Consider the following 25,520-nt stretch of genomic DNA (forward strand, 5'->3'; position numbering starts at 1 on the left):
TTGAGGGACGCTTACAAAGCGTCCTTTTTTATGGCTATGGTGTGATCGGCGAATATGTCAAAATCTTAAATAACAGCTTTTTAACTTACTATTTCTGCCATGACCGCAAGTATTAACAACTTACCCATCATCTACGACCCCAAAATCGCCGAATCTAAATGGCAAAAGTGTTGGGACGATAACCAAGTCTACAAAGCTGACCCCAATCATACTGGCGAACCCTATTGTATTGTGATTCCGCCGCCGAATGTAACGGGAAGTTTGCACATGGGTCATGCGTTTGAAAGTACCTTGATTGATGTGTTGATTCGCTACCACCGAATGCAAGGGCGTAATACTTTATGGCTTCCTGGAATAGATCACGCTAGTATTGCTGTCCATACAATTTTAGAAAAACAGTTACGGGTTGAAGGTAAAACCCGCCAAGAGTTAGGACGGGAGAAGTTTTTAGAAAAAGCTTGGGCGTGGAAAGCAGAATCGGGAGGAACAATTGTTAATCAACTCAAGGGTTTGGGCGTTTCGGTGGATTGGTCGCGCGAACGTTTCACGATGGATGAAGGGTTATCTAAAGCGGTAGTAGAAGAATTTACGCGGTTGTTTGAAGAAGGGCTGATTTATCGCGGTAAGTATTTAGTAAATTGGTGTCCTGCTACTCAATCGGCGGTTTCTGATTTGGAGGTAGAAAAGCAAGAAGTTGATGGTCATTTATGGCACTTCCGCTATCCTTTGGTAGATAATTCGGGTTTTGTAGAAGTTGCGACAACTAGACCAGAAACGATGTTGGGCGATACGGCGGTAGCGGTGAATCCAACAGACGATCGCTATAAACATTTAATTGGCAAAATGTTAAAGTTACCGATTGTGGGGCGCGAAATTCCCATCGTTGCTGATGAATTTGTCGATCGCACCTTTGGTACAGGCTGCGTGAAAGTGACTCCCGCTCACGATCCTAACGATTTTGCCATGGGTCAGCGTCACAAGTTGCCGCTAATCAATATTATGAATAAAGACGGGACAATGAATGAAAATGCGGGAGATTTTCAAGGACAAGATCGATTTGTAGCTAGAAAAAAAGTAGTAGAACGTTTAAAAATTGAGGGTTTTTTAGTCAAGATAGAAGATTATAAGCATTCAGTCCCTTATAGCGATCGCGGTAAAGTCCCTATTGAACCATTACTATCTACTCAGTGGTTTGTCAAAATTCGCCCCTTAGCTGACAACACTCTAGAATTTTTGGATCAAAAATCTTCTCCTCAATTTATCCCCGAACGTTGGACTAAAGTTTACCGCGATTGGCTAGTAAAGCTAAACGATTGGTGCATTTCCCGTCAACTTTGGTGGGGTCATCAAATCCCAGCTTGGTACGCAGTTAGCGAAACTGGGGGCGAAATTGCCGATAATACCCCCTTTATCGTCGCCAAAACTGAAGCAGAAGCTCAAGAAAAAGCTATTTCTCAGTTTGGCAAGGGTGTCAAATTAGAGCAAGATCCAGACGTTTTAGATACTTGGTTTTCGTCTGGTTTATGGCCTTTTTCAACGTTGGGTTGGCCTGAACAAACCCAAGACTTAGACACCTATTACCCTACAGCTACCTTAGTTACTGGCTTCGATATCATCTTTTTCTGGGTGGCGCGGATGACTATGTTAGGCGGTCATTTTACGGGTCAAATGCCGTTTAAAGATGTATACATTCACGGGCTAGTATTAGATGAAAATGGCAAAAAAATGTCAAAGTCAGCTAATAATGGCATTGATCCATTATTGCTAATCGATAAGTACGGTACAGATGCTTTGCGCTATACCTTGGTAAAAGAAGTCGCCGGGGCGGGTCAAAATATCCGTTTAGAATATAACCGTAAAACTGACGAATCTCCCCCTGTAGAAGCGAGTCGCAACTTTACTAACAAGCTGTGGAATGCCTCTAGGTTTGTGATGTTGAATTTGGACGGTTTGACCCCGCAGCAGTTAGGACAGCCGGACACAGGCTTAGAAAGCGCCGATAAGTGGATATTGTCGCGTTTCCATCAAGCAGTTATCGAAATAAGTAATCTCATTAGTAACTACGGTTTGGGAGAAGCAGCGAAAAGTTTGTACGAATTTATCCGGGGCGACTTTTGCGACTGGTATATTGAACTTGTAAAATCACGCCTGCAACCTGAGTCAACCTCGCGCCAAGCCGTACAACAAGTTCTCGGTTACGTTTTAGAGGGGATTTTAAAACTGCTACATCCTTTTATGCCCCATATTACCGAAGAAATATGGCATACTCTGACGCAAAGTAGCGATCGCCAAATTTTAGGATTACAGTTATATCCTCAACCCAATCAATCCCTAATCGACTTGGAATTAGAAAGTAGTTTTGAACTAATTACTACTACTATTAGCAAAATTCGTAATCTCCGCGCCGATGGTGATATCAAGCCAGGGGCAAAAATTCGGGTAATTTTGCAAAGTGAAAATGCAACGGAACTTGATACCCTAACTCGCATCGGACAACTTCATATTTTGGACTTAGCCAAAGCTGAAAGCTTGGAAGTTCAACCGAAACAAGCTACTAACTCTTTAGGAAATGTTATTTCTGGAGTAGTGGGGACAGTAGAAATCTTGATTCCTCTAGCGGGTGTTGTAGATATTGAGGCATTACGAGGAAAATTGAGGAAAGCATTGAGTAAAGTAGAAACAGAGATACAATCCCTTTCTAATCGGCTGAATAATCCTAAATTTGTCGAGAAAGCCCCAGAAGAAGTAGTTAAAACTATCCGAGATAACTTACTTGAAGCTGAGAAACAAGCCGAAATTCTCCGCGATCGCCTTCAAAACTTAGACTAAACCACTATGGGCGTACCTAGCGCCCCTAAAACCCATGCTGTACCTAGCACAAGTCCAAAAACAAAAATTGTCAGGACAAGTAGAATTACGTCTACTCGCCCATCAACAAACTACCTATAAATGGGAAGTAGACGAACAAGAAAAACTAATTAGTGTCGCCGAGGCGATCGCCTTCCCTGAAGGAGTATTAGTTTTAATCGAACTCTCACCTCAAGGAGAAATGCTTAGTCTTCAAGATGCTGCAAATTGGGTGTTAGATTTGGTCAAAACTTACCTAACTAGCGGCGTTACTCCAGAGTTTTTAAAAGCTGAAACTGAGCGATCAGAACAGTGGCGACAGTCTCTAACCTTGCAAAATCAAGACCTTTCAAGGCGATCTTTAGAAGTAGAAGCTAGGCGTGAACAAATCCAGGCTTTAGAAGAAAGTTTTAAACGTGATAAAGAAAATGACAACTCTCCTGAAGCTTAGATTGCGATCGCATAGATTCCCCCTTAGAAAAGGGGGAAGATGAAATAGTAAAATCCTCTTTGTTAGGTTTTAATAATTACCGCAGTTTTAGCAACTCCGTTAGTTTCGCCTTTAACTAAAGTTTCTCGAATCAAACGCGCTACTACTTTACTTGTCAAACGCCCCGCAACTTGTCTTCCTATTTGTTGTACTCCTGGATTAGAAAGCAATTGCGGAATTTGAGAACTAACTTGTGTCGCGTCAAAACCGCGCGTTTCCTGCAAAATGCCCCAAATACGCTTAATATGCTCTAAAGTTTGTTCTTGTTCGGTACTAGCGGCGGGAACTGGCATAATTGCCATGGCTATAGGTTTAGCCCAAGGATTATTAAATAAGCGATCGCGTAAATTATTAGTAACGCTGTTCAAAGCATCTTTACTCAACGCATCGATACTTTTTGCTAGTTCATCAATTAAGTTATTGCGAATTAAAGCCCCTCTTTCTGACGATAAAAATTCTAAAGTCTCATCAAGTACCTGATTTAAGTTGTATTCATCACTGCTACGAGCATTTTTCAGCAAGTTTTCCAAACGATTCCAACGGAAACGACCATCTTTAAACAGCAAGTCGCGCAACGATTCCCGCAATTCTGGGGCTGGATCGGTTAGTAATCGCTTAGAAATATAAGGGTAGGCTTCACTAAGTACCTTGAAGTTGGGATCGATATAAATGGCGATTCCTTCTAAAGTGACTAGCGATCGAATAATTAAAGCGTAGTAAGCAGGTACGCGGAAAGGATACTCGTACATCAACGCCGATAACTGATCTGTAATGCTTTTAAAGTTTAATTCCGCTACACTAGCGCCCAAAGCATTCCCAAAAATTTGTCCCAAAGCCGGAACAATTGGTACTAAGTCTGTATCGGGTGTCAAAAAGTCGAGCTTGACGTAATCGCGGGCTAATCCTTCAAAATCGCGGTTTACCATGTGTACTACCGCTTCAATCAAGCCGTAGCGTTGATAGGGCTTGATTTCGCTCATCATCCCAAAATCTAAATAAGCTAATTGTCCATCAGGAGTAGCTAATAAGTTTCCTGGATGCGGATCGGCGTGAAAAAAGCCATGTTCTAGCAACTGACGCAAAGAACACTGAACCCCCACTTCAATAATGTACCTAGCATCAATTCCTTGAGCGCGGATAGCATCTACTTGAGTTAGCTTCGTACCTACTATCCATTCCATCGTTAGTACGCGACGGTGGGTATATTGCCAATAAATTTTTGGCACATAAACGTCTTTCAAATGCCCGTAAAGCTTGGCAAATCGTTCGGCATTTTCGCCTTCATTGATGTAATCCATCTCCTCAAAAATGCGTTCGCCAAACTCATCTAAAATTGCAACTAAATCGCTGCGTAAGCGCTTAATATTATTATTTGCCCAAGTTGCCATCCGGCGTAAAATGTACAAGTCTACGGCAATTGTTGCTTGCAAGTCGGGACGCTGGACTTTGACAGCAACCGTTTCGCCAGTTTTTAGCTTACCTTTATATACTTGCCCTAAAGAAGCCGCCGCGATTGGTTCGGGGGATAATTCGGCGTAAATGTTTTCTGGGCGATCGCCTAATTCTTCCTCAATAAACTGGTAAGCAATTTCGTTTGCAAAGGGCGGTATCTGGTCTTGTAGGCGCGTCAATTCCTCCAAGTACGCGGGGGACACCAAATCAGGGCGAGTAGACAGTGCTTGCCCAATTTTGATATAAGCTGGGCCTAATTTTGTTAGTAATTCTTTTAGCTGTACCGCCCGTTTAGGCTCATTGCGATCGCTTACACCCCTTTTTTTATCCCACCATACCCCCAGCGCAAAGCTTACCGAGGGAAATATAACTTTAAAAATCCGTCCAAATACTTCTAACGGTTTTTTCTTGTAATGAGCGGCTATAGTTTCTGGGTTGTAGCGCAACAACTCTGGCTTAACAACTTGTCCGTTTAAATGCTCAACTTCTAATGGTTTAACTAAAACTATTTGTCCTGGCGCTGCATCAACTTGAAATTCAACTAAATCGTTTGTCTTAACATTCATGAATATATAACCGCACTACCGCGACCATTAAGTATTGTAACAAATTGCTGCTAGAAGTTAATTTTTAATCGCACCTATCTTAATGAATCTACCGCAAGTATGTTTGGGCTGTTGTTTATTTTCACTTGCTGACTTGGCAATTTAGTCTAGCTAGAGATTGATTAATCCCGGTAAGCCGTGCCTCGTTTAAAATAAAAGTAAGTCTCTCTTAGAACAATGACGATCCCTGAATTTCAAGATACTTTTGATGTAATCGTAGTTGGCGGCGGTCATGCAGGGTGTGAAGCCGCCCTAGCCGCCGCTCGTTTGGGCTGTCGTACCTTATTACTTACCCTCAACTTAGATAAAATTGCTTGGCAACCATGCAACCCCGCCGTAGGTGGCCCTGCAAAATCGCAATTAACCCACGAAGTAGATGCTTTAGGTGGAGAAATTGGCAAAGTTAGCGATCGCACTTACCTACAAAAGCGCGTACTAAATGCGTCTCGCGGCCCGGCGGTGTGGGCATTACGGGCGCAGACAGATAAGCGCGAATACGCCCAAGTAATGAAAGGGATTGTCGAAAATCAAGAGAATCTCACTATCCGCGAAAGCATGGTGACAGACTTAGTAATCGGCGCTAACGATGAAGTTGTCGGCGTTGAAACCTATTTTGGCGTAGCCTTTCAAGCAAGTGCCGTAATTTTAACTACCGGGACATTTTTAGGTGGGCGAATTTGGGTAGGTAATAAATCAATGGCTGCGGGAAGGGCGGGAGAATTTGCCGCCCTTGGATTGACAGAAACCTTGAATAAACTAGGGTTTGAAACTGGACGGTTAAAAACTGGAACTCCCGCACGAGTAGATAAAAAGTCTGTCGATTACAGCAAGTTAGAACCCCAACCCGGCGATGAGGAAGTACGCTGGTTTAGTTTTGATCCTGATGTGTGGGTAGAACGCGAACAAATGCCCTGTTATCTCACTCGTACTACTGCCAAAACTCATCAATTAATTCGGGATAACTTACATTTATCCCCGGTTTACGGCGGTTGGGTAGATGCCAAAGGGCCGCGATATTGTCCTAGTATCGAAGATAAAATTGTCCGTTTTGCCGATAAAGAAAGCCATCAAATATTTATTGAACCCGAAGGGCGCGACATTCCCGAACTTTATATACAGGGCTTTTCGACAGGTTTACCCGAACCTATCCAATTGCAAATGTTACAGACCTTGCCAGGATTAGAAAACTGCGTCATGCTGCGTCCAGCTTACGCGGTGGAATACGACTATTTACCCGCAACCCAGTGTTTCCCAACTTTGATGACAAAAAAAGTTCAGGGGTTATTTTGTGCAGGGCAAATTAACGGAACTACAGGCTACGAAGAAGCGGCGGCGCAAGGCATTGTGGCGGGAATTAATGCGGCGAAATATTCCCAAAATCAGGAAATGGTAATTTTCCCCCGCGAACAAAGTTATTTGGGTACATTAATAGACGACTTGTGTACCAAAGACTTAGGAGAACCCTACCGAATGCTAACCAGTCGCTCGGAGTATCGGTTATTATTGCGATCAGATAATGCCGACGAACGCATGACACCTGTAGGTAGAAAAATCGGCTTAGTAAGCGATCGCATTTGGGATTTATTCACGCGCAAGCAAGCAAATATCACCGCCGAAAAAGAAAGGTTGCACTCCACACGCCTCAAAGAACATAGCGATATAGCAAAACAAATTGCTACAGATATTCAACAAACAATCAAAAACTCCATCACTCTAGCTGAGTTGCTACGTCGTCCGGGTTTCCATTACGCAAATTTGGCAACTTACGGGCTAAGTAACCCCACCCTTACCACCGCCGAAAAAGCAGGCGCAGAAATTGACATTAAATATTCGGGCTATTTGCAACGCCAGCAACACCAAATAGATGCAATTTCCCGTCACGCCAATCGACCGTTAGCAAGGGATTTAGATTACTCGACCATTGAGACTCTTTCTAAAGAAGCAAGGGAAAAACTATCTAAGGTAAAACCTTTAACTATTGGTCAAGCGTCTAGAATTGGCGGAGTTAACCCCGCCGATGTTAATGCTTTGCTTGTTTACTTAGAATTTGGCGATCGCAAAGCTACTCAGTTAGTTTGACCTTAATCTAAGCATAAGAAGGATTAGAAGCAAGTTTGCTGTCCCCAACGTAGTTGTTCAGGCCCAGGTTCTACACAGTTAGAGATAAAATTTTCTATTTTTCCACTGGAAAGCAAACCATAGGAATAGTGCCAGTCTGTTTGATATACAGCAAAAATCACCATGCTTACAGAACTACAGTTGTTAATAACTGATGCAGCTATTGATTTCATAAATTTGTCTGAATTCATAACTGATCCGGCGGCGCTTCCATTTAAAGCAAAGGTATATCGATAAGGGCGATTAGCCGGATAGTTTGAGTAAAATTTAGGTAAATTATCAGCAACATCTAGCACAACGTCTACGTTTCGACCTGTTTCAATCCGCTTTTGGGCAGAGGCAATTGTTGCCGTACAGCGATCGCTTGACTCTAATTTTTGAGCTTGCAGTGATGAAGGTAAAAATAAATTAGTTAAAGCAATCAATCCTATAGCAATAGGTCTACGCATACTTTTCAACTTTTAGTCAGGTTGTTAATAAGACGCAATTTATTTATTTTGGCTCCCTCTATGGCAAAAATATTGACAGTTCTTATCACCTATTACTTAAGCATTACAATCAATTACAGCTAAATTGCTAGGATAAAATCTAAATTCTTTAAGTTGTGGGGTTGATTGCAGTGGGATTATTTGATGATTTCAGCCGTTTTTTGGAAAGCCGTTTAGAAGAATTTTTAAAAAATAATCCCCATTTGGAGTTAGAAGCACTTTTAGAACAGTTGCGCGAACAGGAAGAAGACACTTTAAGACTAATTGGCGAATTGCAATTCCAAGAAAAGCGAAGTCAAGACGAAATCTTAGCCAAAGCCCAAGAAATTCAACGCTGGCATATTCGGATAGAAAAAGCAAAAACTGCTAATAGGCTAGATTTGGCGGAAGCTGCCCAACAAAGAGAAGCAACTTTACTTAGAGAGGGAAACCAACGCTGGGGACAAATGCAAGGTGTAAAAGAGCGTGTCACTCAAGCCAAAGAACTACTAAAGCGCATCCAACAGCGCCGCCAAGAGGTGCAAACCAAAGTCACCGAGTCTCAAGTAACTCGCAATACTTACGGGGCTTCTCAGCGCTTAGAAACCGACGGATGGAATCAAACTCGCACTCCTTACGGCGCACCCGATGAATTAGATGATGCGTTTCTGCGTTGGGAAACTCAAGACGAATTAGAGCAGATGAAACGGAATATGGGACGCTAATTATTATTCTGGCTCTTTGGGATTAGATTGTTTAATTTGCAAGAGCGCCAATACTTCATCTTTTAGCGGTAAAAAGAAGCCCAAGCGCTTATCAGTATTAGAAGCAACCGCCAAAACTGCCCCGCCGAAAATATAAAAAGGCAGTGGTATACTCAAGTGTTGCGCCCATTGGTAAAATTCGGCGATCGCAAATAACACAAAAAAACAAGATAACCAAACTTTCATAGTTTGTCCCAATTAGCTCAAATTAATATAACCTAGCTAATAGAAAATTGGGGTAGCACCTACAGATGCTACCCCAATTTTCTATTACTTAGCTCGACGACGCAACCATTGGAAAAATGGAATAACACCTACTCCTAGCATCGTACTTGGTTCAGGGACAGGTTCAGTTACGCGATCGCGCACACTAACAGCAATGTCTGGATTGTCGCTAAATACGCCATCAATACCCAAAGCAAAAAACTGTTCGTATTCTAGCTCCGCATTACCATCGTATTCAGGAGCTAAGAAAAAGTCTTCACTGCGGAAGGTGTAAGCATGGACTAGCAAGCCCGCAGCATGAGCATCGTCAATCAAGGTAGTAGGGTCTTGCAGCACTACATCTGCGGCACTAATTACCCCATCACCATTAAGATCGTCGGCGATGCCGTCTTTGTTTGCATCTACTGTTTCAGCAGGAATTATTAACCGCTTAAAAGGGCCTATACCATCAGCATATTGGGCAACTTCGGCTAATCCCTCAGTAGTTAATAAGTCGCCGTAAGTATCTGTACTTCCACTAGCAACAAAATCATAAGGTTGAACTATAGCCTCATCATACAACTGTACTAACGGTACTTCCGTTAAAGTCTCTAAGTATTGCAGATTGCCAACTTCAAAGGATTGAATAAATACTGCATCATTAGCATCGTTTAGATCGTTAGCAACGAGAGTAGCTACTAAAGGTTCCTCTAAAGATAATCCAATCGAATCAAAGTAAGTAGGGTGTTTGGTTTCTGGATAAATACCAATAGTCCGACCAGTTTCTAAGCTTTTTTTTGCAGCTAAATCGATTACTTCTTGCAAAGTTGGGACTTGATATAATCCGTCGTAGGTAGCTGAATCAGGACGAATTGCCGGAATGCGCTCTTTAGCAGTTAATGTTTTTAGTTCAGCTAAAGTAAAATCTTCTGTAAACCAGCCTGTAACTTCAGATCCATCGATAGTTTTAGTAGTTTGGCGATCGCTAAATTCAGTACGAGTAGCTACATCAGTAGTTCCAGAAATTTCATTTTCATGACGCGCTACCAAAATGCCGTCTTTAGTAGAAACTAAATCAGGTTCAATGTAATCAGCGCCCATTTCAATAGCTAATTCGTAAGAAGCTAAAGTATGTTCTGGACGATAGCCACTAGCCCCCCGATGACCAATAACGATTGGTTCTGCCCCGTTCAAAGTTGCGGCGGTAACTTTATTTGCGCCCAAAACTGTCAAAAATGTTGATGTTAGTATTGCTAAGTGGGAAAGCCGAATCATAATTACACTCCTCAAAATTAATTTCTTGGTTAAGACAAACAAAAGCTTTGGAAGCAAGTTAGATAATTGCTACCCGCAGTTCTGGTAGAAATGCTTGTACACCGTAAATATACTGAGGGAGGATTAAGGCTAAATTAATCGTGGTTTAAAGTTAGTAAGTTGTTGCTTAAATATCGCTGATGAAAAGTCAATGGCTGTGATTGTTGCAATTAAATTCTAAATTTATATCTTGATAGTAAAAAACGCTGCTCAAAAATTAGTTAAAGTTCGAGCAGCACTAGATTCTATTTGATACCTTAATTAGAGGAAATTACTGTAGTGTAGATGCGACCGCTAAAATAACTACTTATTGAGCAAACTTAGGACAGTAAAATTTAATTGCCAAAGAATCGATGATGTCTGATTCTGCTAGGGCAGTTTTTTGATTTCTGGGATCTTTAGTTTCGATAATTTTTTCATATTGCTCTGTCTTGATCTGCTCTAGGGGTACTTTGCTTTGGAGAGCGCTGCAAACACCCCGCGCTACTGCAATCGGATTTGGCGCTTCGTCAGTATCAGGTGATACTAAAGTTCGCTCATTTTGGTAAATTTCCAGTGAATTATTGTAGCTATCGAGAAAATCTCGATCAAGCTTAGATAGTTGCGTTTTAGTTTGGCGATCGCTACATAGATTACTTAAATCTAAAGTTGAGCCATTTGATTCTTGAATATAACAAATTGGCTTACCAATATCTAAGCTTGAAACTATAGGATACTCAGACGATTTATTCACAGAAAGCCCAAAAGCTACTTCCGCAGTTCTGGTTGAATCTAAAGCCACACAAACTACTACTGCACTCAAGCAAAATAATTTTTTAATCCCAGTAACCATAACTGTTACACCTTTACACTTCTCCTAACGTTCTGTCTATCGGCTCAAAGAGCGTAAGCTATTTGCCTTCGAGATCGGCTGACCCTGGCAAACACGATAGCTTAACTTCTTGGCATTTCAATAATTTTTAAATGAATAAGAATAACGGGGAACAAATATTACTTATCCCCGTTCTCTTAAGTTACGCACTCTTAATTTGAGGTTAAGGTTGTGGTGCGGAGAGCTTGCCAGAAACTGAAAAGAGGTTTGTGTTGACAATCGTTCTAACTGGGGTTCCGGCGGAGTTGAGTTCTTCAATTTTGAAGAAGTTGTTGCCCGTTGGACTTCCCGTTACTCTATGCTCGACGTTAGGGTCGCCGATATATCCTGCTGGCGCTTTAGGTGCAACGGCAGGATCCCATACTAGCCAAGGCTTACCGATTGGATTTAGCACTCTGCCTCGATTGCCAGAAGGTGCAAAAACATCCTTAAAGTTGCACGATGTTATTAACGAGATTGGACAGCCAAAGTCTTCAGTAACATTAATTTCAGCAGGCTTTCTTAAATCTCTCTGAGTTGCGGTTAAGACCTTAACGCCATAAGGATAAGTTACCCTATACTTCACTCCGTTCCTCAAGCCCAATCCTTGAACTCGAATGCGGGTGCGGTTAAAGACTATTTGATCGCCATCAATTACCTCATCATTACTAAAGGCCGCCTCCGTTGCCAATACTAATAATGCTCTACCCGTATTGTTTGTAACTTCAGCTTCCGCAGTCCACCAAAATGCTTCATCAGGAAAGTTGGATGCAGCAGGATCGAATGCGTCAACAGAGGGGGGCTTTGTCTGGTCTGGTGGTTCGGTCAAACAGTAGTTAGGTGGATTTGGACGGTCTATACTTGCAGCCAAACATAAGTCTAAACGTAAGCCAGTGGAGTCTTCGTACCACGCCGGGAAGTTACCAGTTTCTGGCTTCTCTATACCGATTTTAAATAACTCCGCCGAGGCGGGTGTGATATTTAAGCCTGTAGCAATAATTACCCCTGTAACACCCAACCAGAGGAGTTTAGATTTTTTTTTCATATCAGCCAGCCTTGTTATGTATCCTTTTTTACACGATAGTAGGTTTGCTTTTGAATGTCACCCTCTCAATATCAAAGAAACGTATAACTTATGTATGACTTATGTCTAACTCTTGCAGTTGTTATCTTTTTTTAACTTTATATTGCTATACCCAGCAGGTTTTAATAATTTTTCAACATATATTACCTTTAAAGCTGAAATGAACAAAAGCTGTGTTTCGTCTTTACATTCCTGTTTGTTCAAGTACAGTAAAAAAGTAACCACAGCTAGGAGAAGTTAATTTAAAACCTGGTTAAAGCTTAATAAAATATGAAATAACTATATAGTATTGATATCAAAGATTTAAAGAGTTAAGCTCTTTAAATACTTTCAGGGAAAGGCTTTTAATTGTTTTCATTGATAAATGATCCAAACCAAGACTGCAATATCTCTACTTTGTTAGCTAGGTTCCCACCAAGCACAAAAAGTAAAAGTAAGAATTGACTTTTTATATATTGTACGAAGTAAAAACGGCGTTGTTGTTACGTCATTATCTCTCCAGTTCGCTCTACCCCCTTAGCTCAATCAAATCCTATAAAATCTTGATTAAACTTACACAAATATTAATTATTATTTTATATAAATGTATGATTTATCTTTAATAGAACTGTTAAAAGTTTAATTTACGCTCTATCTAAGTAGGTAATCTTTTTTTAAGTATTTTTTGTAACGTTGTAAATATTACACAAGACAACAATACTGAGTCGATAGGATAACGCTGTTCTAGCTTAGTAATCAAAGCTACAGTTTTGCTTAATATCTCAACCAAAAGAATGATCCCCTAGCTGGATTACAGAAAAAGGTATATTTCCAGCAGTTAAACTAATCGGTAAGTAATTGTAGTAATTTAGGAGGAAAAGCTAGTGTCATTTCTGACACCAGAAATCCGTCAACGTGTGGAGGAATTGAGAACTCTAGTGCAGCAAGCAAGTTATGCTTACTACGTCCTTGACAATCCCACAATGGAGGATACGGTATACGATCGCCTGTACCGAGAACTGCAACAATTAGAAACCCAGTATCCTGAATTAGCCTCCTCGGATAGCCCCACAATGCGAGTAGGAGAGAAACCCGCTACTGGATTTAGCTCGGTACAGCACAAAATCCCCTTGTACAGCCTAGAAAATGCTTTTAATACTGAGGAGTTGCAAAACTGGGAAAAGCGCTGGCAACGTCAATTGTCTAGTATTGAAGTAGCTGAATATGTCTGCGAACTAAAAATAGATGGTTCTGCTTTAGCTTTAAGTTACGAAAATGGTCTATTGGTTAGAGGTGCAACTAGAGGAGATGGTGTAGCGGGAGAAGATATTACCCAAAATGTGCGGACAATTCGCTCAATTCCACTCAAATTACAGTTAGACAATTGCCCTTCTTTGGTAGAAGTTCGTGGGGAGGCATTTTTACCCTTAGATGTATTTCAACAGATAAATCAAGAAAGACTCGCCGCTCAAGAACAACTATTTGCTAACCCGCGAAATGCCGCCGCTGGGACGTTACGCCAGTTAAATCCCCAAATTGTCGCCCGACGCAAACTAGACTTTTTTGCCTATACCCTGCATATACCCGGACAAGACAATCTAAGTATCGCCTGTACTCAATGGGAAGCTTTAGAGTTACTGCAACAAATGGGCTTTAAAGTTAATCCTAATCGGACATTGTCCGCCACCTCTAAGGAAGTTGCCCAATATTACCAGCGCTGGGACACTGAACGGTTAAACTTGCCCTATATGACTGATGGCGTAGTTGTAAAACTAAATTCCTTTAGCTTGCAAGAGCAACTAGGATTTACGCAAAAATTCCCGCGTTGGGCTGTAGCTTTAAAATATGCTGCCGAAGAAGCTCCTACACGAGTTGAAAACATTGCCGTAAATGTAGGACGTACAGGAGCCTTAACCCCCTTAGCTCAAATGCGCCCGGTACAACTAGCCGGAACCACCGTATCGCGCGCTACGCTGCATAATGCCGATCGCATCCGCGAACTAGATATTCGCATCGGCGATACTGTAATTGTCCGCAAAGCTGGCGAAATTATCCCCGAAGTATTGCGCGTATTGCTAGAACTTCGCCCCCCTGATGCCCAAGTTTTTCAAATGCCCCAAAACTGCCCTGTCTGCAACCAGCCTGTAGTAAGAACTTTAGGCGAAGCGGTAACTAGGTGTGTAAATGCTTCTTGTCCGGCAATTGTTAAAGGTGCTATAGAACATTGGGTAAGCCGGGATGCGTTAGATATTAATGGTATGGGAGAAAAACTAGGACATCAATTAGTAGACAAAGGTTTAGTACACTCCGTTGCTGATATTTACGAATTGACTAATCAAAAGTTACAAACTTTAGAACGGATGGGAAATAAATTAGCAGAAAAATTAATAGCTGCGATCGCTCTTTCCAAAACTAAACCTTACTCACGGGTACTATACGGATTAGGCATTCGTCATGTAGGTAGCGTCAACGCCCAAACTTTAACCCAACAATTTCCTACTGTAGAACAACTAGCCCAAGCAGAAATTAACGAGATAGCAGCAGTTTATGGCATTGGGGTAGAAATTGCCGGATCTGTACACCAATGGTTTCGCATTGAAGCCAATCAAACCTTAATTTCTCGGCTACAAAACCTAGGTTTGCAACTAAAAGCTGAGATCAAGGAAACTCCGACAACTTCCTTAACTGGCAAAACCTTTGTAATTACTGGAACTTTACCTACTCTAAAAAGGGAAGAAGCCAAAGAGTTAATAGAAAAAACTGGAGCAAAAGTAACGGATTCAGTAAGTAAAAAAACTGATTACCTAGTTGTAGGCGAAGAAGCCGGATCTAAACTTGCCAAAGCTCAAAAATTAGGTATTACCTGTCTTGAAGAAGCTCAATTACTCGAACTTCTAAATAATTAATCTTCGTGCGCCCAAGTTCGTTTATGCAACTTCATCAAAATTCTGGTAACTGGCGCTTAGGGTTAGCCTTATCTTTACTAACAGTTCTCCTCTGGGGAATACTGCCTATCGCCCTCTCTATCGCCCTCCAAGCCGTAGATGTATACACTTTGACTTGGTTTCGATTTTTACTATCCTTTGCGCTATTAGTGATTTACTTAGGGGTACGCAACCAACTACCAAAAATTTCAACCCTGCGATCGCCTACTTTCAAATTACTAGCGACTTCTACTATCTTTCTCGCCATCAACTACTTGCTCTTTGTCCAAGGATTAGCCCAAACTTCCGCCAACAATGCTGAAGTTTTAATTCAAATTGCCCCGGTAATATTTGGACTTGGCGCGATCGCGTTTTTCAAGGAAAAATATACTGTACAGCAATGGATCGGTTTTGCTGTACTAACTCTCGGTTTTAGCGTCTTTTTTCACGAACAGTTAAATAATCTCCTTACCGCCCCTAGAAAATACCTTGTTGGTAGCGGTTTATTAGTCATCGCCGCCGTTGCTTGGGCAATCTATGCTTTAGCTCAAAAGCAGTTGCTACAAAAACTATCTTCCTTCAGCATCATGCTATTTATTTATGGCGGCTGTAGCGTGTTATTTGCCCCCTTTGCCAAACCGCAACTCATTTTTTCTCTAAGTCTTTTCCACTTAGCTGCATTGGTGTTTTGCGGCTTAAATACGCTGATAGCCTACGGTGCATTTGCCGAAGCTTTAGAACATTGGCAAGCATCAAAAGTAAGTGCTGTTCTAGCTTTAGCGCCAATTGTAACTTTAATATCTGTTGATTTCGTTTCCGCGATCGCACCGCAAGTAATTAAACCGGAAAATCTCACATTTTTAGGAATAATTGGGGCGATAATGGTCGTTTCTGGCTCAATGGCGATCGCTCTAGGCAAATCACCCCACCCACCAAGAAGCAGTTAATTATGCTCAAAGCATTACAAACTATTGCGATCGTATCTTTACTTCTACCTATTGCTTTACCCCGTCCAACTTTTGCTGCTCAAAGAATTTATGCGTCTTACGCAGCGTTAGAGCGATCAATTTCCATTGATGCTTTAGAACTATACGCCAAAAAAGGCATAATTAATGACGATTTAGCCGCCTATGCTAAGTATGCCAAACCCCAAGTAATGCAACAGTTGCGGCGAGTTTTAATCACACGGGTAAATTTAGAACCTGTTGCCATTTCGCAATTTTTATACACTCCTCAAGGGGAAGATTTACTGCAAAGAATTGGGCAAATTATTCAAACGGAGTCCCGACAAGCTGGCGTTTATGCCTTACGCTCCGCCTTAATTTTAGCCGCCGCCGATGATGAAGGATTGACATTATTAAATGTCTTGCGCCACTTTCCTAGCACCAGTATTCGGGTGGATTTAAGACGCAGCTTGCAATTTGCTGATGAAGTAGAAATTATTATTAATCGTACCAATCAAGCGATCGCATCTATTGCCAAACAAGCCGAAACTGAAGCAAGTAGTGCAGTAACAGATTTTTCTCAATTACCCGATCTTCGCACTAACGGGCGGTTTAAGTGGAATAAACAAACCCTAACCCTAAGCGATCGAAGGCGCGATCGCGTTTATATTGCCGATTTATACATTCCTGTAACTTCGCGCCCAGCACCAGTGATTGTCATCTCTCACGGTTTAGCTTCTGATCGCACTACCCTAGCGTATTTAGCCATCCACTTAGCCTCCTATGGCTTTGCCGTTGCTGTTCCCGAACATCCTGGTAGCAATACCGAAAAATTGCGAAGTCTGTTTGCAGGACGTGCTAATACCGCCGATGAACCTAGCGAGTTTATTAATCGTCCCTACGATGTTAGTTATTTATTAGATCGTCTCCAGGCTTTAGACGCAGACGATCCTACCTACGAACTCAACTTAAACCAAGTAGGAGTTATTGGACAATCTTTTGGTGGTTATACAGCTTTAGCTTTAGCTGGCGCTCCGATTAACTTTCCTCAACTGCAAAAAGACTGTGAAGATCGCGTTAATGCTTGGAATATTTCGCTATTACTGCAATGTCGCGCTTTAGCATTGCCTGTAACTCAATACAATTTGCGCGATTCCAGAATCAAGGCTGCGATCGCTATTAATCCTCTGAGTAGTAGCATTTTTGGTGAAGATAGCCTCAGCCAAATCAAAATTCCCCTAATGATTGTTAGTAGCAGTGATGATACGGTTGCACCCGCTTTATCCGAGCAAATTATTCCTTTTAGCTGGCTAACTACCGACAAAAAATATCTAGTTTTGCTAGAAGGTGGAACCCACTTTTCCACCTTGTCAGAACCCGATCCTAATACCTCCCCTTTAGCCTTACCCTTTCCCATTTACGGCGCTTATCCTAATTTAGTTAAGCGCTATATGAGAGCTGTGAGCGTTGCTTTTGCTTTCTCTTACGTCGCTAGCGATGCCCAATACTTGCCTTACTTAAGTTCTAGTTATACAAGTGCGATCGCTCAAAAGGTTTCCCCAGTTCGACTGGTTCAAACTTTACCCCCAGATTTGAACTTGCTCGTCGATACTAAGTTACCCAAATAACTCACGCTTACACTGCTTGATAACTTGCTTCTAAGGTATCTTTTAACGGCATCCAGCGAAAAAAGCGATCGCCACCTCTTTCAATCGCTATTTTTACCCTTGACTCTAATTGCGGCAAACTAGCTAAATACTCTACTTCCTGATTTGAAAGCAAATGCCCTTCCATCATCCACAATACTAGCCCCTTAGAGTTAGGCGGCAAATTTTCTAAATGGTAATTGACTATCGGTGGCAAGTAATAAACTCTAATGTCTTTTTTGCCCAAATGAGCGGGGCGTACTCCATGTACTCCCGTCAGATAAGCCGCCAAGTCTCCCAAACCACGAGCCGTCAATAGCAATGTTGTATAGCCCGCCGCCCGAATTCTCCGTTGGTAGCGTCCTTCATAACCGCCTTCTGGCGGCACGTACAAACCCAACGCCCCCGATTTTTCCAAGTCTCGAATCAGTTGCTTGCCAGTGGTAATTAGCGCCATTACTTTTGTTGTCAACTTACTTAATGTTTTTATTATCCCTACCTATGGAACTTTAAGTTACTGCTTAAAGATTTATTCTATTTATAGAAACTGTCAGCCTTACTAATTTACAAATCTTTGTTGCCAATTTGCTTAGACTCATCTAAACTATTAGATTGTGGTCAATATTGCTTAGTTCAACTGTAAAGTATGCCTTAGTTAGTCCGAAAAAAGCTCCTTTTATTCGCACTACATCAAACTAGGTACAACAACAGTCTAATTACACTCTAGCAGCCCAAAAGCCAGGAATAACAAGCCAAAGATTGATTTGTTATTAGCACAATAAGTGCGGGATACTAATCGAATTGATGCGTTTAAGTCCTCAAAAACAACTGGCAGTTGTAGAAGCGATTTCTTGCTAATGTTAGCAATTGCTGAACAATCATCAAAATAAGTGGATTTCGGGTGATTCTGAAATTCAATGTTGATCTGCGCGGCAACTAAAACAATTGTTGAACTCGCGCTACCAATCAAAACAAACCCATGCGTGAAAAATGGAGAGATAGTTACCCGTGTCTGTAGGTATCCTCGGCACCAAGCTGGGCATGACTCAAATCTTTGACGAAATAGGACGGGCTATCCCTGTAACTATCGTTCAAGCCGGGCCATGCACTGTTACCCAAGTTAAAACAACTCAAACCGATGGTTATAGCGCCATCCAAGTTGGATTTAAAGAAGTAAAGCCAAAATCGTTAAATAGACCAGAATTGGGGCATTTAAGCAAATCTTCAGCGCCGCCTTTGCGTCACTTGCGTGAGTATCGCGCTGATAATTCCAGCGAATTTACTTTAGGTCAGCAACTTACAGCAGAAATGTTTGCCGCAGGGCAAGTTGTCGATGTCACAGGTACAAGTATCGGTCGGGGTTTTGCTGGTTTTCAAAAACGGCATAACTTTGGCAGAGGGCCCATGTCTCACGGTTCCAAAAACCACCGAGCGCCCGGATCTATCGGTGCGGGTACAACCCCTGGTCGTGTATATCCCGGCAAAAAGATGGCGGGACGATTAGGCGGTAAGCGCGTCACTATCGGCAAGCTGATCGTAGTTAGAGTAGATCCAGAACGCAACTTGTTATTAATCAAAGGGGCAATTCCTGGCAAACCTGGCGCATTACTAAGTATTTCGCCAGCTAAAAGGTTAAAACGCTCCACTTAAAAAGTAAAAGTCAAATTGACGGCTCAAGGCGCAAGCTTTAGCTGTTACGAGGAAAGCCAATATGGTTGATTGTGTAGTAAAAAATTGGCAAGGAGAGGAAGTCGGGCAAGCAACTTTAGAATTAAAAGTTGCTAAAGATCAAACCGCTTCTCACGTTGTCCACCGCGCCTTAGTGCGCCAACTAGCAAATGCTAGACAAGGTAATGCTTGTACAAAAACTCGCGCGGAAGTTCGCGGCGGTGGTCGTAAACCCTGGCGACAAAAAGGTACAGGTCGAGCTAGAGCAGGATCGATTCGTTCTCCCTTGTGGAGAGGCGGCGGCGTAATTTTTGGGCCGAAGCCAAGAGATTTTGAGACAAAAATGAACCGCAAAGAGCGCCGTTTAGCGCTGAGAACGGCATTTTTTAGTCGTACCGATGACATGGTTGTAGTTGAAGAATTTGCCGATCAATTCTCAAGACCAAAAACTAAAGAATTGACCAGTGCGATCACTAGGTGGGGAATTGAAAGCAGCGCCAAAATTCTCTTAATCGTCACCGAACCAAACCAAAACATTTATTTATCAGCCCGTAACGTTGCTGGTTTAAAAATGTATCCGGCTCACCAGTTAAATATTTACGACGTGCTAAACGCCGACAAAATTATTACAACTGCTGCCGCTTTAGCAAAAATTCAGGAGGTTTATAGTGACGCAGTTTGACGAGCGGAATCTACCGGACATAGTGCGCCGCCCGATTGTGACTGAAAAAGCTACCCTGCTGATGGAGCAAAACAAATATACATTTGCTGTAACTCCTAATGCTACCAAGCCCGCAATTAAAGCCGCAATTGAAAGTTTGTTTCAAGTCAAAATTACTAAAGTAAATACCTATATGCCCCCCCGCAAACAAAAGCGAGTAGGCAAACATACTGGGTACAAACCGCAATATAAAAAAGCGATCGTTACTTTAGCTCCTGGAGACGAAGAAAAAATCAGACAAGCGCTGTTCCCCGAAGTGTAGTCATGGCTGAACAACTCCAAACTTAAAACTCAAAACTACTAATTATGGGTACTCGTTCTTATAAACCATACACTTCTAGCACTCGCCAATGTACTGTTTCCGACTTCTCGGAAATTACTAAAAGCGAACCAGAAAAAAGCCTAACTTACACCGTTCATCGTCCTAAAGGTCGCAACAATCGCGGTGTAATTACTAGCCGTCGTCGGGGTGGCGGACACAAGCAACTTTATCGCACCATTGATTTTAAGCGTGATAAACATAATATTCCGGCAAAAGTAGCAGCCATTGAGTACGATCCCAATCGCAACGCTCGAATTGCTTTGCTGTTTTACCGAGATGGGGAAAAAAGATATATTATTCATCCCGCAGGTTTAGCCGTTGGGACAATGATTATCTCTGGGCCCGATTCGCCTTACGAAGACGGAAATGCCTTACCTTTATCGAATATTCCTTTGGGTACAAGCGTCCACAACGTCGAATTAACTGCTGGTAAAGGCGGTCAAATCGTGCGTGCGGCGGGTGCAAGCGCTCAAGTAGTAGCAAAGGAAGGCGATTACGTCACCCTGAAGCTACCATCTGGAGAAGTGCGGCTAATTCGCCGCGAATGCTACGCAACTCTAGGACAAGTAGGCAACGCCGAAATGCGAAACCTCAGCGCTGGTAAAGCTGGGCGCAATCGCTGGAAAGGTCGCCGTCCCAAAGTTAGAGGTAGCGTCATGAACCCCGTAGACCACCCACATGGAGGTGGTGAAGGTAGAGCGCCTATTGGTAGACCGGGTCCGGTTACTCCTTGGGGTAAACCAACCTTGGGTTACAAGACTCGGAAGAAGAAGAAAGCTAGTAGCGCTCTAATTATCCGTCGTCGGCGCAAATCCTCGAAACGTGGTAGAGGCGGTAGAGAGTCTTAAATCAGTTTTGTTCATTTCAAAACTAACAACTAATTACTCACTTCAAAACATTAAATTATGGGTCGCTCACTAAAAAAAGGGCCTTTTGTAGCCGATAGCTTACTCACCAAAGTAGAAAAGCTAAATGCCAAAGGTGAAAAACAAGTAATCAAAACTTGGTCGCGTGCTTCTACAATTTTGCCGCAAATGGTCGGTCATACGATCGCAGTCCATAACGGCAGACAGCACATACCAGTTTTTTTAAGCGAACAGATGGTTGGACACAAATTAGGCGAATTTGCCCCAACTCGGACGTTTCGCGGTCACTCCAAAAGTGACAAAAAAGCCGGGAGATAAAGCTTTTAATCTCTAAAAGCTACAGGAGAAAATTATGGCTACAGATCAAAAAGAAATCAAAGCGATCGCCCGTTATATTCGGATGTCACCTTTTAAAGTGCGTCGAGTTCTCGATCAAATTCGTGGGCGATCGTACAGGGAAGCATTAATAATTCTTGAGTTTATGCCTTATCGCGCCTGCGATCCAGTGCTGAAAGTATTGCGGAGCGCCGTCGCCAACGCAGAGCATAACGCCGGACTCGACCCCGCCGAACTAAAAATCTCTCAAGCCTTTGCTGACCAAGGGCCCGTACTTAAACGTTTTCAACCAAGAGCGCAAGGTCGGGCATACCAAATCCGCAAACCAACGTGTCATATCACTGTGACCGTTGCTGTAGGCGAACCAACAAAATAATCATCACTCAAGGACTTATTATTTGTGGGACAAAAGATAAATCCAGTCGGTTTCCGCCTGGGTATCACTCAAGAGCATCGTTCGCAATGGTTCGCCGATCCTCAGCGCTACCCTAGCCTGCTCCAAGAAGACTACAAGTTGCGGCAGTACATAGAAAAAAAACTCGGTCGGCTGGCAGCTAACAACGCTGGAATTGCCCAAGTTAAAATCTCTCGTAAAGCCGACCAAATCGAGCTAGAAGTTAGTACGGCTCGTCCTGGAGTGGTCGTAGGTCGTGGCGGTACAGGTATTGAAGCCTTGCGTACCGGGCTTAACGAACTACTAGGGGGCAATCGCCAAATTCGGATCAACGTGGTAGAAGTGCCTCAAGTTGATGCCAATGCTTACTTGATCGCCGAGTACATCGCCGGACAACTAGAGCGCCGGGTTTCCTTCCGTCGCGTAGTGCGCCAATCGATCCAACGCGCTCAAAGGGCTGGGATTCAAGGGATCAGAATTCAAGTCGGCGGTCGTCTTAACGGCGCAGAAATTGCCCGGACAGAATGGACTCGTGAAGGCAGAGTACCTTTGCATACTTTACGCGCCGATATAGATTACGCCTACTGTACCGCCAAAACTATTTACGGCATCTTGGGTGTAAAAGTGTGGGTCTTCAAGGGTGAAATTATCCCCGGACAAGAACAAACACCCACTCCTGACGACACTAACGGGCCGCGCCGTCGTACTCAACAACGCCGCCGCCCACAGTTTGAAGACCGCTCTAATGAAGGAAATTAGTAAGCTATTTACTAATTTTCGCCCCCTGCCCACTTCCTGATTAATGTCATGTTAAGTCCAAGAAGAACAAAATTCCGCAAACAACAACGCGGACGAATGAGAGGACTAGCTACTAAAGGTAGCACCCTAAACTTTGGCGATTTTGGCTTGCAAGCTCAAGAACCCTCTTGGATTACTTCAAGGCAAATTGAAGCAAGTCGTCGAGCTATGAACCGTTACTTGCGTCGTGGTGGCAAAATCTGGATTCGGATTTTCCCCGATAAGCCTGTAACTATGCGCCCCGCCGAAACTCGGATGGGTTCGGGTAAAGGTTCTCCCGAATTTTGGGTAGCTGTAGTCAAGCCAGGACGAATTTTATTTGAAATTACTGGTGTTCCTGAAGCTACAGCCCGTGAAGCTATGCGTCTTGCTTCCCACAAATTGCCAATTCATACCAAGTTTATTATGCGCGAACAATTGGAGGAAGTATAAATAATGGCACTTCCAAAAATTTCTGAAGCTCGAAGCTTAAACGACGAGGAATTGAACGAGGAAATTACTACCGTCAAAAAACAACTGTTTCAGTTGCGGCTACAAAAAGCCACCAGACAGCTAGAAAAACCTCACAAATTCCGCCACGCCAAACATCGGTTAGCGCAGTTACTAAGTGTAGAACACGAACGGAAACTCGCAACTACCGCAGCCGCAGTACCAGAGTAAGTAATTATGGCAGTCAAAGAAAGAGTTGGCTTAGTGGTGAGCGATAAAATGCAGAAAACGGTGGTAGTTGCCATCGAAAACCGCTCTCCTCATCCTAAGTACGGCAAAATTGTAGTCCGCACCCAGCGTTACAAAGTTCACGACGAAGAAAATAAATGTGTAGTGGGCGATCGCGTCCGCATTCAAGAAACCAGACCTTTGAGCAAAACTAAGCGCTGGGTTGTACTAGATATCCTTAATCGGACGGTAGCTACTACTGCACCCACAGAGGAGGCGCAACCGTGATTCAACCCCAAACTTATCTCACCGTCGCTGACAATAGCGGCGCGAGAAAATTGATGTGTATCCGCGTTTTGGGTGGTGGCGGTGGTAATCGTCGTTACGGCAACGTAGGCGATGTAATTATTGCCGTTGTTAAAGATGCTAGTCCCAACATGGCTGTAAAAAAATCCGATGTCGTCCGCGCCGTCATAGTGCGTACTCGTAAAGGCATGAACCGTGATAGCGGGATGTGTATACGTTTTGACGATAATGCCGCCGTGATTATTAACGCCGATGGCAATCCTAGAGGCACTCGCGTCTTTGGACCTGTAGCGCGGGAACTAAGAGATAAAAACTTTACTAAAATTGTTTCTCTGGCTCCAGAGGTACTGTAATGGCAACAACTAAGCAATCAAACAAGCTACCTCAACGGTACAAAATGCACGTCAAAACTGGCGATACTGTGCAAGTAATTGCTGGTAAAGATCGGGGCAAAGTCGGCGAAATTGTCCAGATTTTTCCGAAAACAAGCAAGGTGACAATTAAGGGCGTGAATATTAAAACAAAACACGTCAAACCCCAGCAAGAAGGCGAATCTGGTCAAATTGTCACCTCTGAGTTTCCTATTCATAGCTCAAATGTGATGCTGTATTCGACCAAGCAAAACGTAGCTAGTCGGGTTTGCTATACCTTTAACGAACAAGGGCGCAAACTACGGATGCTCAAAAAAACTGGTGAAATACTCGATAAGTAGTAGTCTCAGCTTTTGGCTAAGTCCACTCAAATCTATTATCAACCCTGACCAAGACCAGGGAAAAAGTGCAAAACTATGGCAACTAGACTCAAAAGCTTATATCAGCAAACAATTGTTCCCAAATTAGTTGAGCAATTCCACTATCCAAATATTCAAGAAGTCCCCAAAGTGATTAAGGTCACGATCAACCGGGGTTTGGGAGAAGCAGCGCAAAACGCTAAATCTTTAGAAGCTTCTTTGAAGGAAGTAGCTGTAATTACCGGACAAAAACCTGTGGTCACTCGCGCTAAAAAGGCGATCGCCGGGTTTAAAATTCGTCAAGGAATGCCTGTCGGTTTGATGGTGACATTGCGCGGCGATCGGATGTACGACTTTTTAGACCGCCTAATTGGTTTATCCCTACCTCGTATCCGCGACTTTCGCGGTATTAGCCCCAAAAGCTTTGACGGACGCGGTAATTACACCTTGGGCGTAAGAGAACAAATAATATTTCCCGAAGTGGAGTATGACAGCATCGATCAAGTTCGTGGCTTAGATATTTCAATTATTACTACAGCCAAAACAGACGAAGAAGGTCGCGCTTTGCTTAAAGAAATTGGAATGCCTTTTCGAGATCAATAAAATTGTAAAGAGGAAACGATGGCGGCTAACGACACAATTGCAGATATGCTGACGCGCATCCGCAACGCCAATATGGCACGGCATCAGGTAACGCTTGTGCCAGCAACAAAAGTAACTCGTAATATTGCTAAAGTGCTGCAAAGCGAAGGCTTTATTGCCGAAGTTGGCGAAGAAGGTGAAGGAATCAAATGCAACTTGACGATCGCTTTGAAATACAAAGGTAAAAATCGTCAACCATTAATTAATGCTTTAAAGCGGATTAGCAAACCAGGTTTGCGTGTCTACGCCAACCATAAAGAGCTACCGCGCGTATTAGGTGGCATCGGCATTGCGATTATTTCCACTTCAAGCGGCATCATGACCGACCGCGAAGCCCGCCGTCAAGGACTAGGGGGCGAAATTCTGTGCTACGTCTGGTAGAACCATTAGCG

28 protein-coding genes are annotated in these 25,520 nt (G+C 42.9%); 21 read left to right on the forward strand and 7 right to left on the reverse strand.

The window, feature by feature from the left end; genetic code table 11:
• Positions 1–99 precede the first annotated feature (99 nt).
• The gene (locus tag C7B70_RS09850; RefSeq protein WP_106368878.1) at positions 100–2,829 is read left to right on the forward strand and encodes a valine--tRNA ligase; all 2,730 of its coding nucleotides are present in this window, start codon (positions 100–102) and stop codon (positions 2,827–2,829) included.
• Positions 2,830–2,863: 34 nt separating this feature from the next.
• Positions 2,864–3,298, forward strand: a complete 435-nt coding sequence (locus C7B70_RS09855) for a hypothetical protein (protein ID WP_106368879.1) — start codon at positions 2,864–2,866, stop codon at positions 3,296–3,298.
• Positions 3,299–3,360: 62 nt separating this feature from the next.
• Here C7B70_RS09855 and C7B70_RS09860 read toward each other — a convergent pair whose 3' ends face one another.
• Positions 3,361–5,355 carry an AarF/ABC1/UbiB kinase family protein gene (locus tag C7B70_RS09860; RefSeq protein ID WP_106368880.1) on the reverse strand — a complete coding sequence of 665 codons (1,995 nt, stop codon included), beginning with the start codon at positions 5,353–5,355 and terminating at the stop codon, positions 3,361–3,363.
• A 216-nt stretch (positions 5,356–5,571) separates the two neighbouring features.
• Between C7B70_RS09860 and mnmG the strand changes: the two genes are divergently transcribed.
• Positions 5,572–7,473, forward strand: a complete 1,902-nt coding sequence (gene mnmG / locus C7B70_RS09865; protein WP_106368881.1) for a tRNA uridine-5-carboxymethylaminomethyl(34) synthesis enzyme MnmG — start codon at positions 5,572–5,574, stop codon at positions 7,471–7,473.
• A gap of 23 nt (positions 7,474–7,496) precedes the next feature.
• Here mnmG and C7B70_RS09870 read toward each other — a convergent pair whose 3' ends face one another.
• A complete protein-coding gene (locus C7B70_RS09870; RefSeq protein WP_106368882.1) occupies positions 7,497–7,961 on the reverse strand; it encodes a hypothetical protein in 465 nt (154 codons plus the stop codon).
• Positions 7,962–8,131: 170 nt separating this feature from the next.
• On the opposite strand from C7B70_RS09870, the gene C7B70_RS09875 reads away from it, so the two are divergent.
• On the forward strand, positions 8,132–8,704 hold the full coding sequence (locus C7B70_RS09875) for a TIGR04376 family protein (RefSeq protein ID WP_106368945.1): 573 nt from the start codon (positions 8,132–8,134) through the stop codon (positions 8,702–8,704).
• Positions 8,705–8,707: 3 nt separating this feature from the next.
• Here the strand turns inward: C7B70_RS09875 and C7B70_RS09880 are convergent, their stop codons facing one another.
• From C7B70_RS09880 to C7B70_RS09895, 4 genes are all read right to left on the reverse strand, one after another.
• Positions 8,708–8,929, reverse strand: a complete 222-nt coding sequence (locus C7B70_RS09880) for a hypothetical protein (RefSeq protein WP_106368883.1) — start codon at positions 8,927–8,929, stop codon at positions 8,708–8,710.
• 84 nt (positions 8,930–9,013) lie between these two features.
• Complete coding sequence (locus tag C7B70_RS09885; protein WP_106368884.1) at positions 9,014–10,222, reverse strand: glycerophosphodiester phosphodiesterase; 1,209 nt, start codon at positions 10,220–10,222, stop codon at positions 9,014–9,016.
• Between the two features lie 346 nt (positions 10,223–10,568).
• The gene (locus C7B70_RS09890) at positions 10,569–11,093 is read right to left on the reverse strand and encodes a DUF732 domain-containing protein (RefSeq protein ID WP_106368885.1); all 525 of its coding nucleotides are present in this window, start codon (positions 11,091–11,093) and stop codon (positions 10,569–10,571) included.
• Positions 11,094–11,295: 202 nt separating this feature from the next.
• Positions 11,296–12,156, reverse strand: a complete 861-nt coding sequence (locus tag C7B70_RS09895) for a hypothetical protein (RefSeq protein ID WP_106368886.1) — start codon at positions 12,154–12,156, stop codon at positions 11,296–11,298.
• A 902-nt stretch (positions 12,157–13,058) separates the two neighbouring features.
• Between C7B70_RS09895 and ligA the strand changes: the two genes are divergently transcribed.
• The 3 genes from ligA to C7B70_RS09910 are packed head-to-tail and all read left to right on the forward strand — an operon-like array spanning position 13,059 to position 17,670.
• The gene (ligA, locus tag C7B70_RS09900; protein WP_106368887.1) at positions 13,059–15,080 is read left to right on the forward strand and encodes an NAD-dependent DNA ligase LigA; all 2,022 of its coding nucleotides are present in this window, start codon (positions 13,059–13,061) and stop codon (positions 15,078–15,080) included.
• A gap of 23 nt (positions 15,081–15,103) precedes the next feature.
• Complete coding sequence (locus tag C7B70_RS09905; RefSeq protein WP_106368888.1) at positions 15,104–16,045, forward strand: DMT family transporter; 942 nt, start codon at positions 15,104–15,106, stop codon at positions 16,043–16,045.
• 2 nt (positions 16,046–16,047) lie between these two features.
• A complete protein-coding gene (locus C7B70_RS09910) occupies positions 16,048–17,670 on the forward strand; it encodes an alpha/beta hydrolase (protein ID WP_106368889.1) in 1,623 nt (540 codons plus the stop codon).
• Positions 17,671–17,677: 7 nt separating this feature from the next.
• On the opposite strand, the gene ndhN is transcribed toward C7B70_RS09910, so the two are convergent.
• Complete coding sequence (gene ndhN, locus C7B70_RS09915) at positions 17,678–18,145, reverse strand: NAD(P)H-quinone oxidoreductase subunit N (protein WP_106368890.1); 468 nt, start codon at positions 18,143–18,145, stop codon at positions 17,678–17,680.
• A gap of 551 nt (positions 18,146–18,696) precedes the next feature.
• Here ndhN and rplC point away from each other — a divergent pair.
• From rplC to rpsH, 14 genes are all read left to right on the forward strand, one after another.
• The gene (gene rplC / locus C7B70_RS09925) at positions 18,697–19,338 is read left to right on the forward strand and encodes a 50S ribosomal protein L3 (RefSeq protein ID WP_106368892.1); all 642 of its coding nucleotides are present in this window, start codon (positions 18,697–18,699) and stop codon (positions 19,336–19,338) included.
• A gap of 61 nt (positions 19,339–19,399) precedes the next feature.
• The gene (gene rplD / locus C7B70_RS09930; RefSeq protein ID WP_106368893.1) at positions 19,400–20,038 is read left to right on the forward strand and encodes a 50S ribosomal protein L4; all 639 of its coding nucleotides are present in this window, start codon (positions 19,400–19,402) and stop codon (positions 20,036–20,038) included.
• Positions 20,025–20,339, forward strand: coding sequence for a 50S ribosomal protein L23 (locus C7B70_RS09935; RefSeq protein ID WP_009634254.1), 315 nt, complete (start codon positions 20,025–20,027; stop codon positions 20,337–20,339). Before rplD ends, C7B70_RS09935 begins: the two co-directional genes overlap by 14 nt.
• Positions 20,340–20,383: 44 nt before the next feature.
• Positions 20,384–21,247 (forward strand): 50S ribosomal protein L2, encoded by an 864-nt coding sequence (gene rplB / locus C7B70_RS09940; RefSeq protein WP_106368894.1) that lies wholly within the window; start codon positions 20,384–20,386, stop codon positions 21,245–21,247.
• 57 nt (positions 21,248–21,304) lie between these two features.
• Positions 21,305–21,583 (forward strand): 30S ribosomal protein S19, encoded by a 279-nt coding sequence (rpsS, locus tag C7B70_RS09945; protein WP_009634252.1) that lies wholly within the window; start codon positions 21,305–21,307, stop codon positions 21,581–21,583.
• A 34-nt stretch (positions 21,584–21,617) separates the two neighbouring features.
• Complete coding sequence (gene rplV, locus C7B70_RS09950; RefSeq protein ID WP_106368895.1) at positions 21,618–21,977, forward strand: 50S ribosomal protein L22; 360 nt, start codon at positions 21,618–21,620, stop codon at positions 21,975–21,977.
• Positions 21,978–22,001: 24 nt separating this feature from the next.
• Entirely contained in the window at positions 22,002–22,754 is a 753-nt protein-coding gene (gene rpsC, locus C7B70_RS09955; protein WP_106368896.1) for a 30S ribosomal protein S3, read from the forward strand.
• Between the two features lie 48 nt (positions 22,755–22,802).
• Positions 22,803–23,225, forward strand: coding sequence for a 50S ribosomal protein L16 (gene rplP, locus C7B70_RS09960; protein ID WP_106368897.1), 423 nt, complete (start codon positions 22,803–22,805; stop codon positions 23,223–23,225).
• A gap of 3 nt (positions 23,226–23,228) precedes the next feature.
• Complete coding sequence (gene rpmC, locus C7B70_RS09965) at positions 23,229–23,453, forward strand: 50S ribosomal protein L29 (RefSeq protein ID WP_106368898.1); 225 nt, start codon at positions 23,229–23,231, stop codon at positions 23,451–23,453.
• A 6-nt stretch (positions 23,454–23,459) separates the two neighbouring features.
• Positions 23,460–23,738: a 30S ribosomal protein S17 gene (gene rpsQ / locus C7B70_RS09970; protein ID WP_106368899.1), complete on the forward strand. Its 279-nt coding sequence runs from the start codon at positions 23,460–23,462 to the stop codon at positions 23,736–23,738.
• On the forward strand, positions 23,735–24,109 hold the full coding sequence (gene rplN, locus C7B70_RS09975) for a 50S ribosomal protein L14 (RefSeq protein WP_009634246.1): 375 nt from the start codon (positions 23,735–23,737) through the stop codon (positions 24,107–24,109). The genes rpsQ and rplN overlap by 4 nt, the downstream gene beginning before the upstream one ends.
• Positions 24,109–24,468: a 50S ribosomal protein L24 gene (gene rplX, locus C7B70_RS09980; RefSeq protein WP_106368900.1), complete on the forward strand. Its 360-nt coding sequence runs from the start codon at positions 24,109–24,111 to the stop codon at positions 24,466–24,468. The genes rplN and rplX overlap by 1 nt, the downstream gene beginning before the upstream one ends.
• 75 nt (positions 24,469–24,543) lie before the next feature.
• Positions 24,544–25,089, forward strand: a complete 546-nt coding sequence (rplE, locus tag C7B70_RS09985) for a 50S ribosomal protein L5 (RefSeq protein ID WP_106368901.1) — start codon at positions 24,544–24,546, stop codon at positions 25,087–25,089.
• An 18-nt stretch (positions 25,090–25,107) separates the two neighbouring features.
• A complete protein-coding gene (rpsH, locus tag C7B70_RS09990) occupies positions 25,108–25,509 on the forward strand; it encodes a 30S ribosomal protein S8 (protein WP_106368902.1) in 402 nt (133 codons plus the stop codon).
• Positions 25,510–25,520: the final 11 nt, after the last annotated feature.

It is taken from the genome of Chlorogloea sp. CCALA 695, assembly GCF_003003885.1.
In the GTDB taxonomy this organism is placed as follows: Bacteria; Cyanobacteriota; Cyanobacteriia; order Cyanobacteriales; family Chroococcidiopsidaceae; genus Aliterella.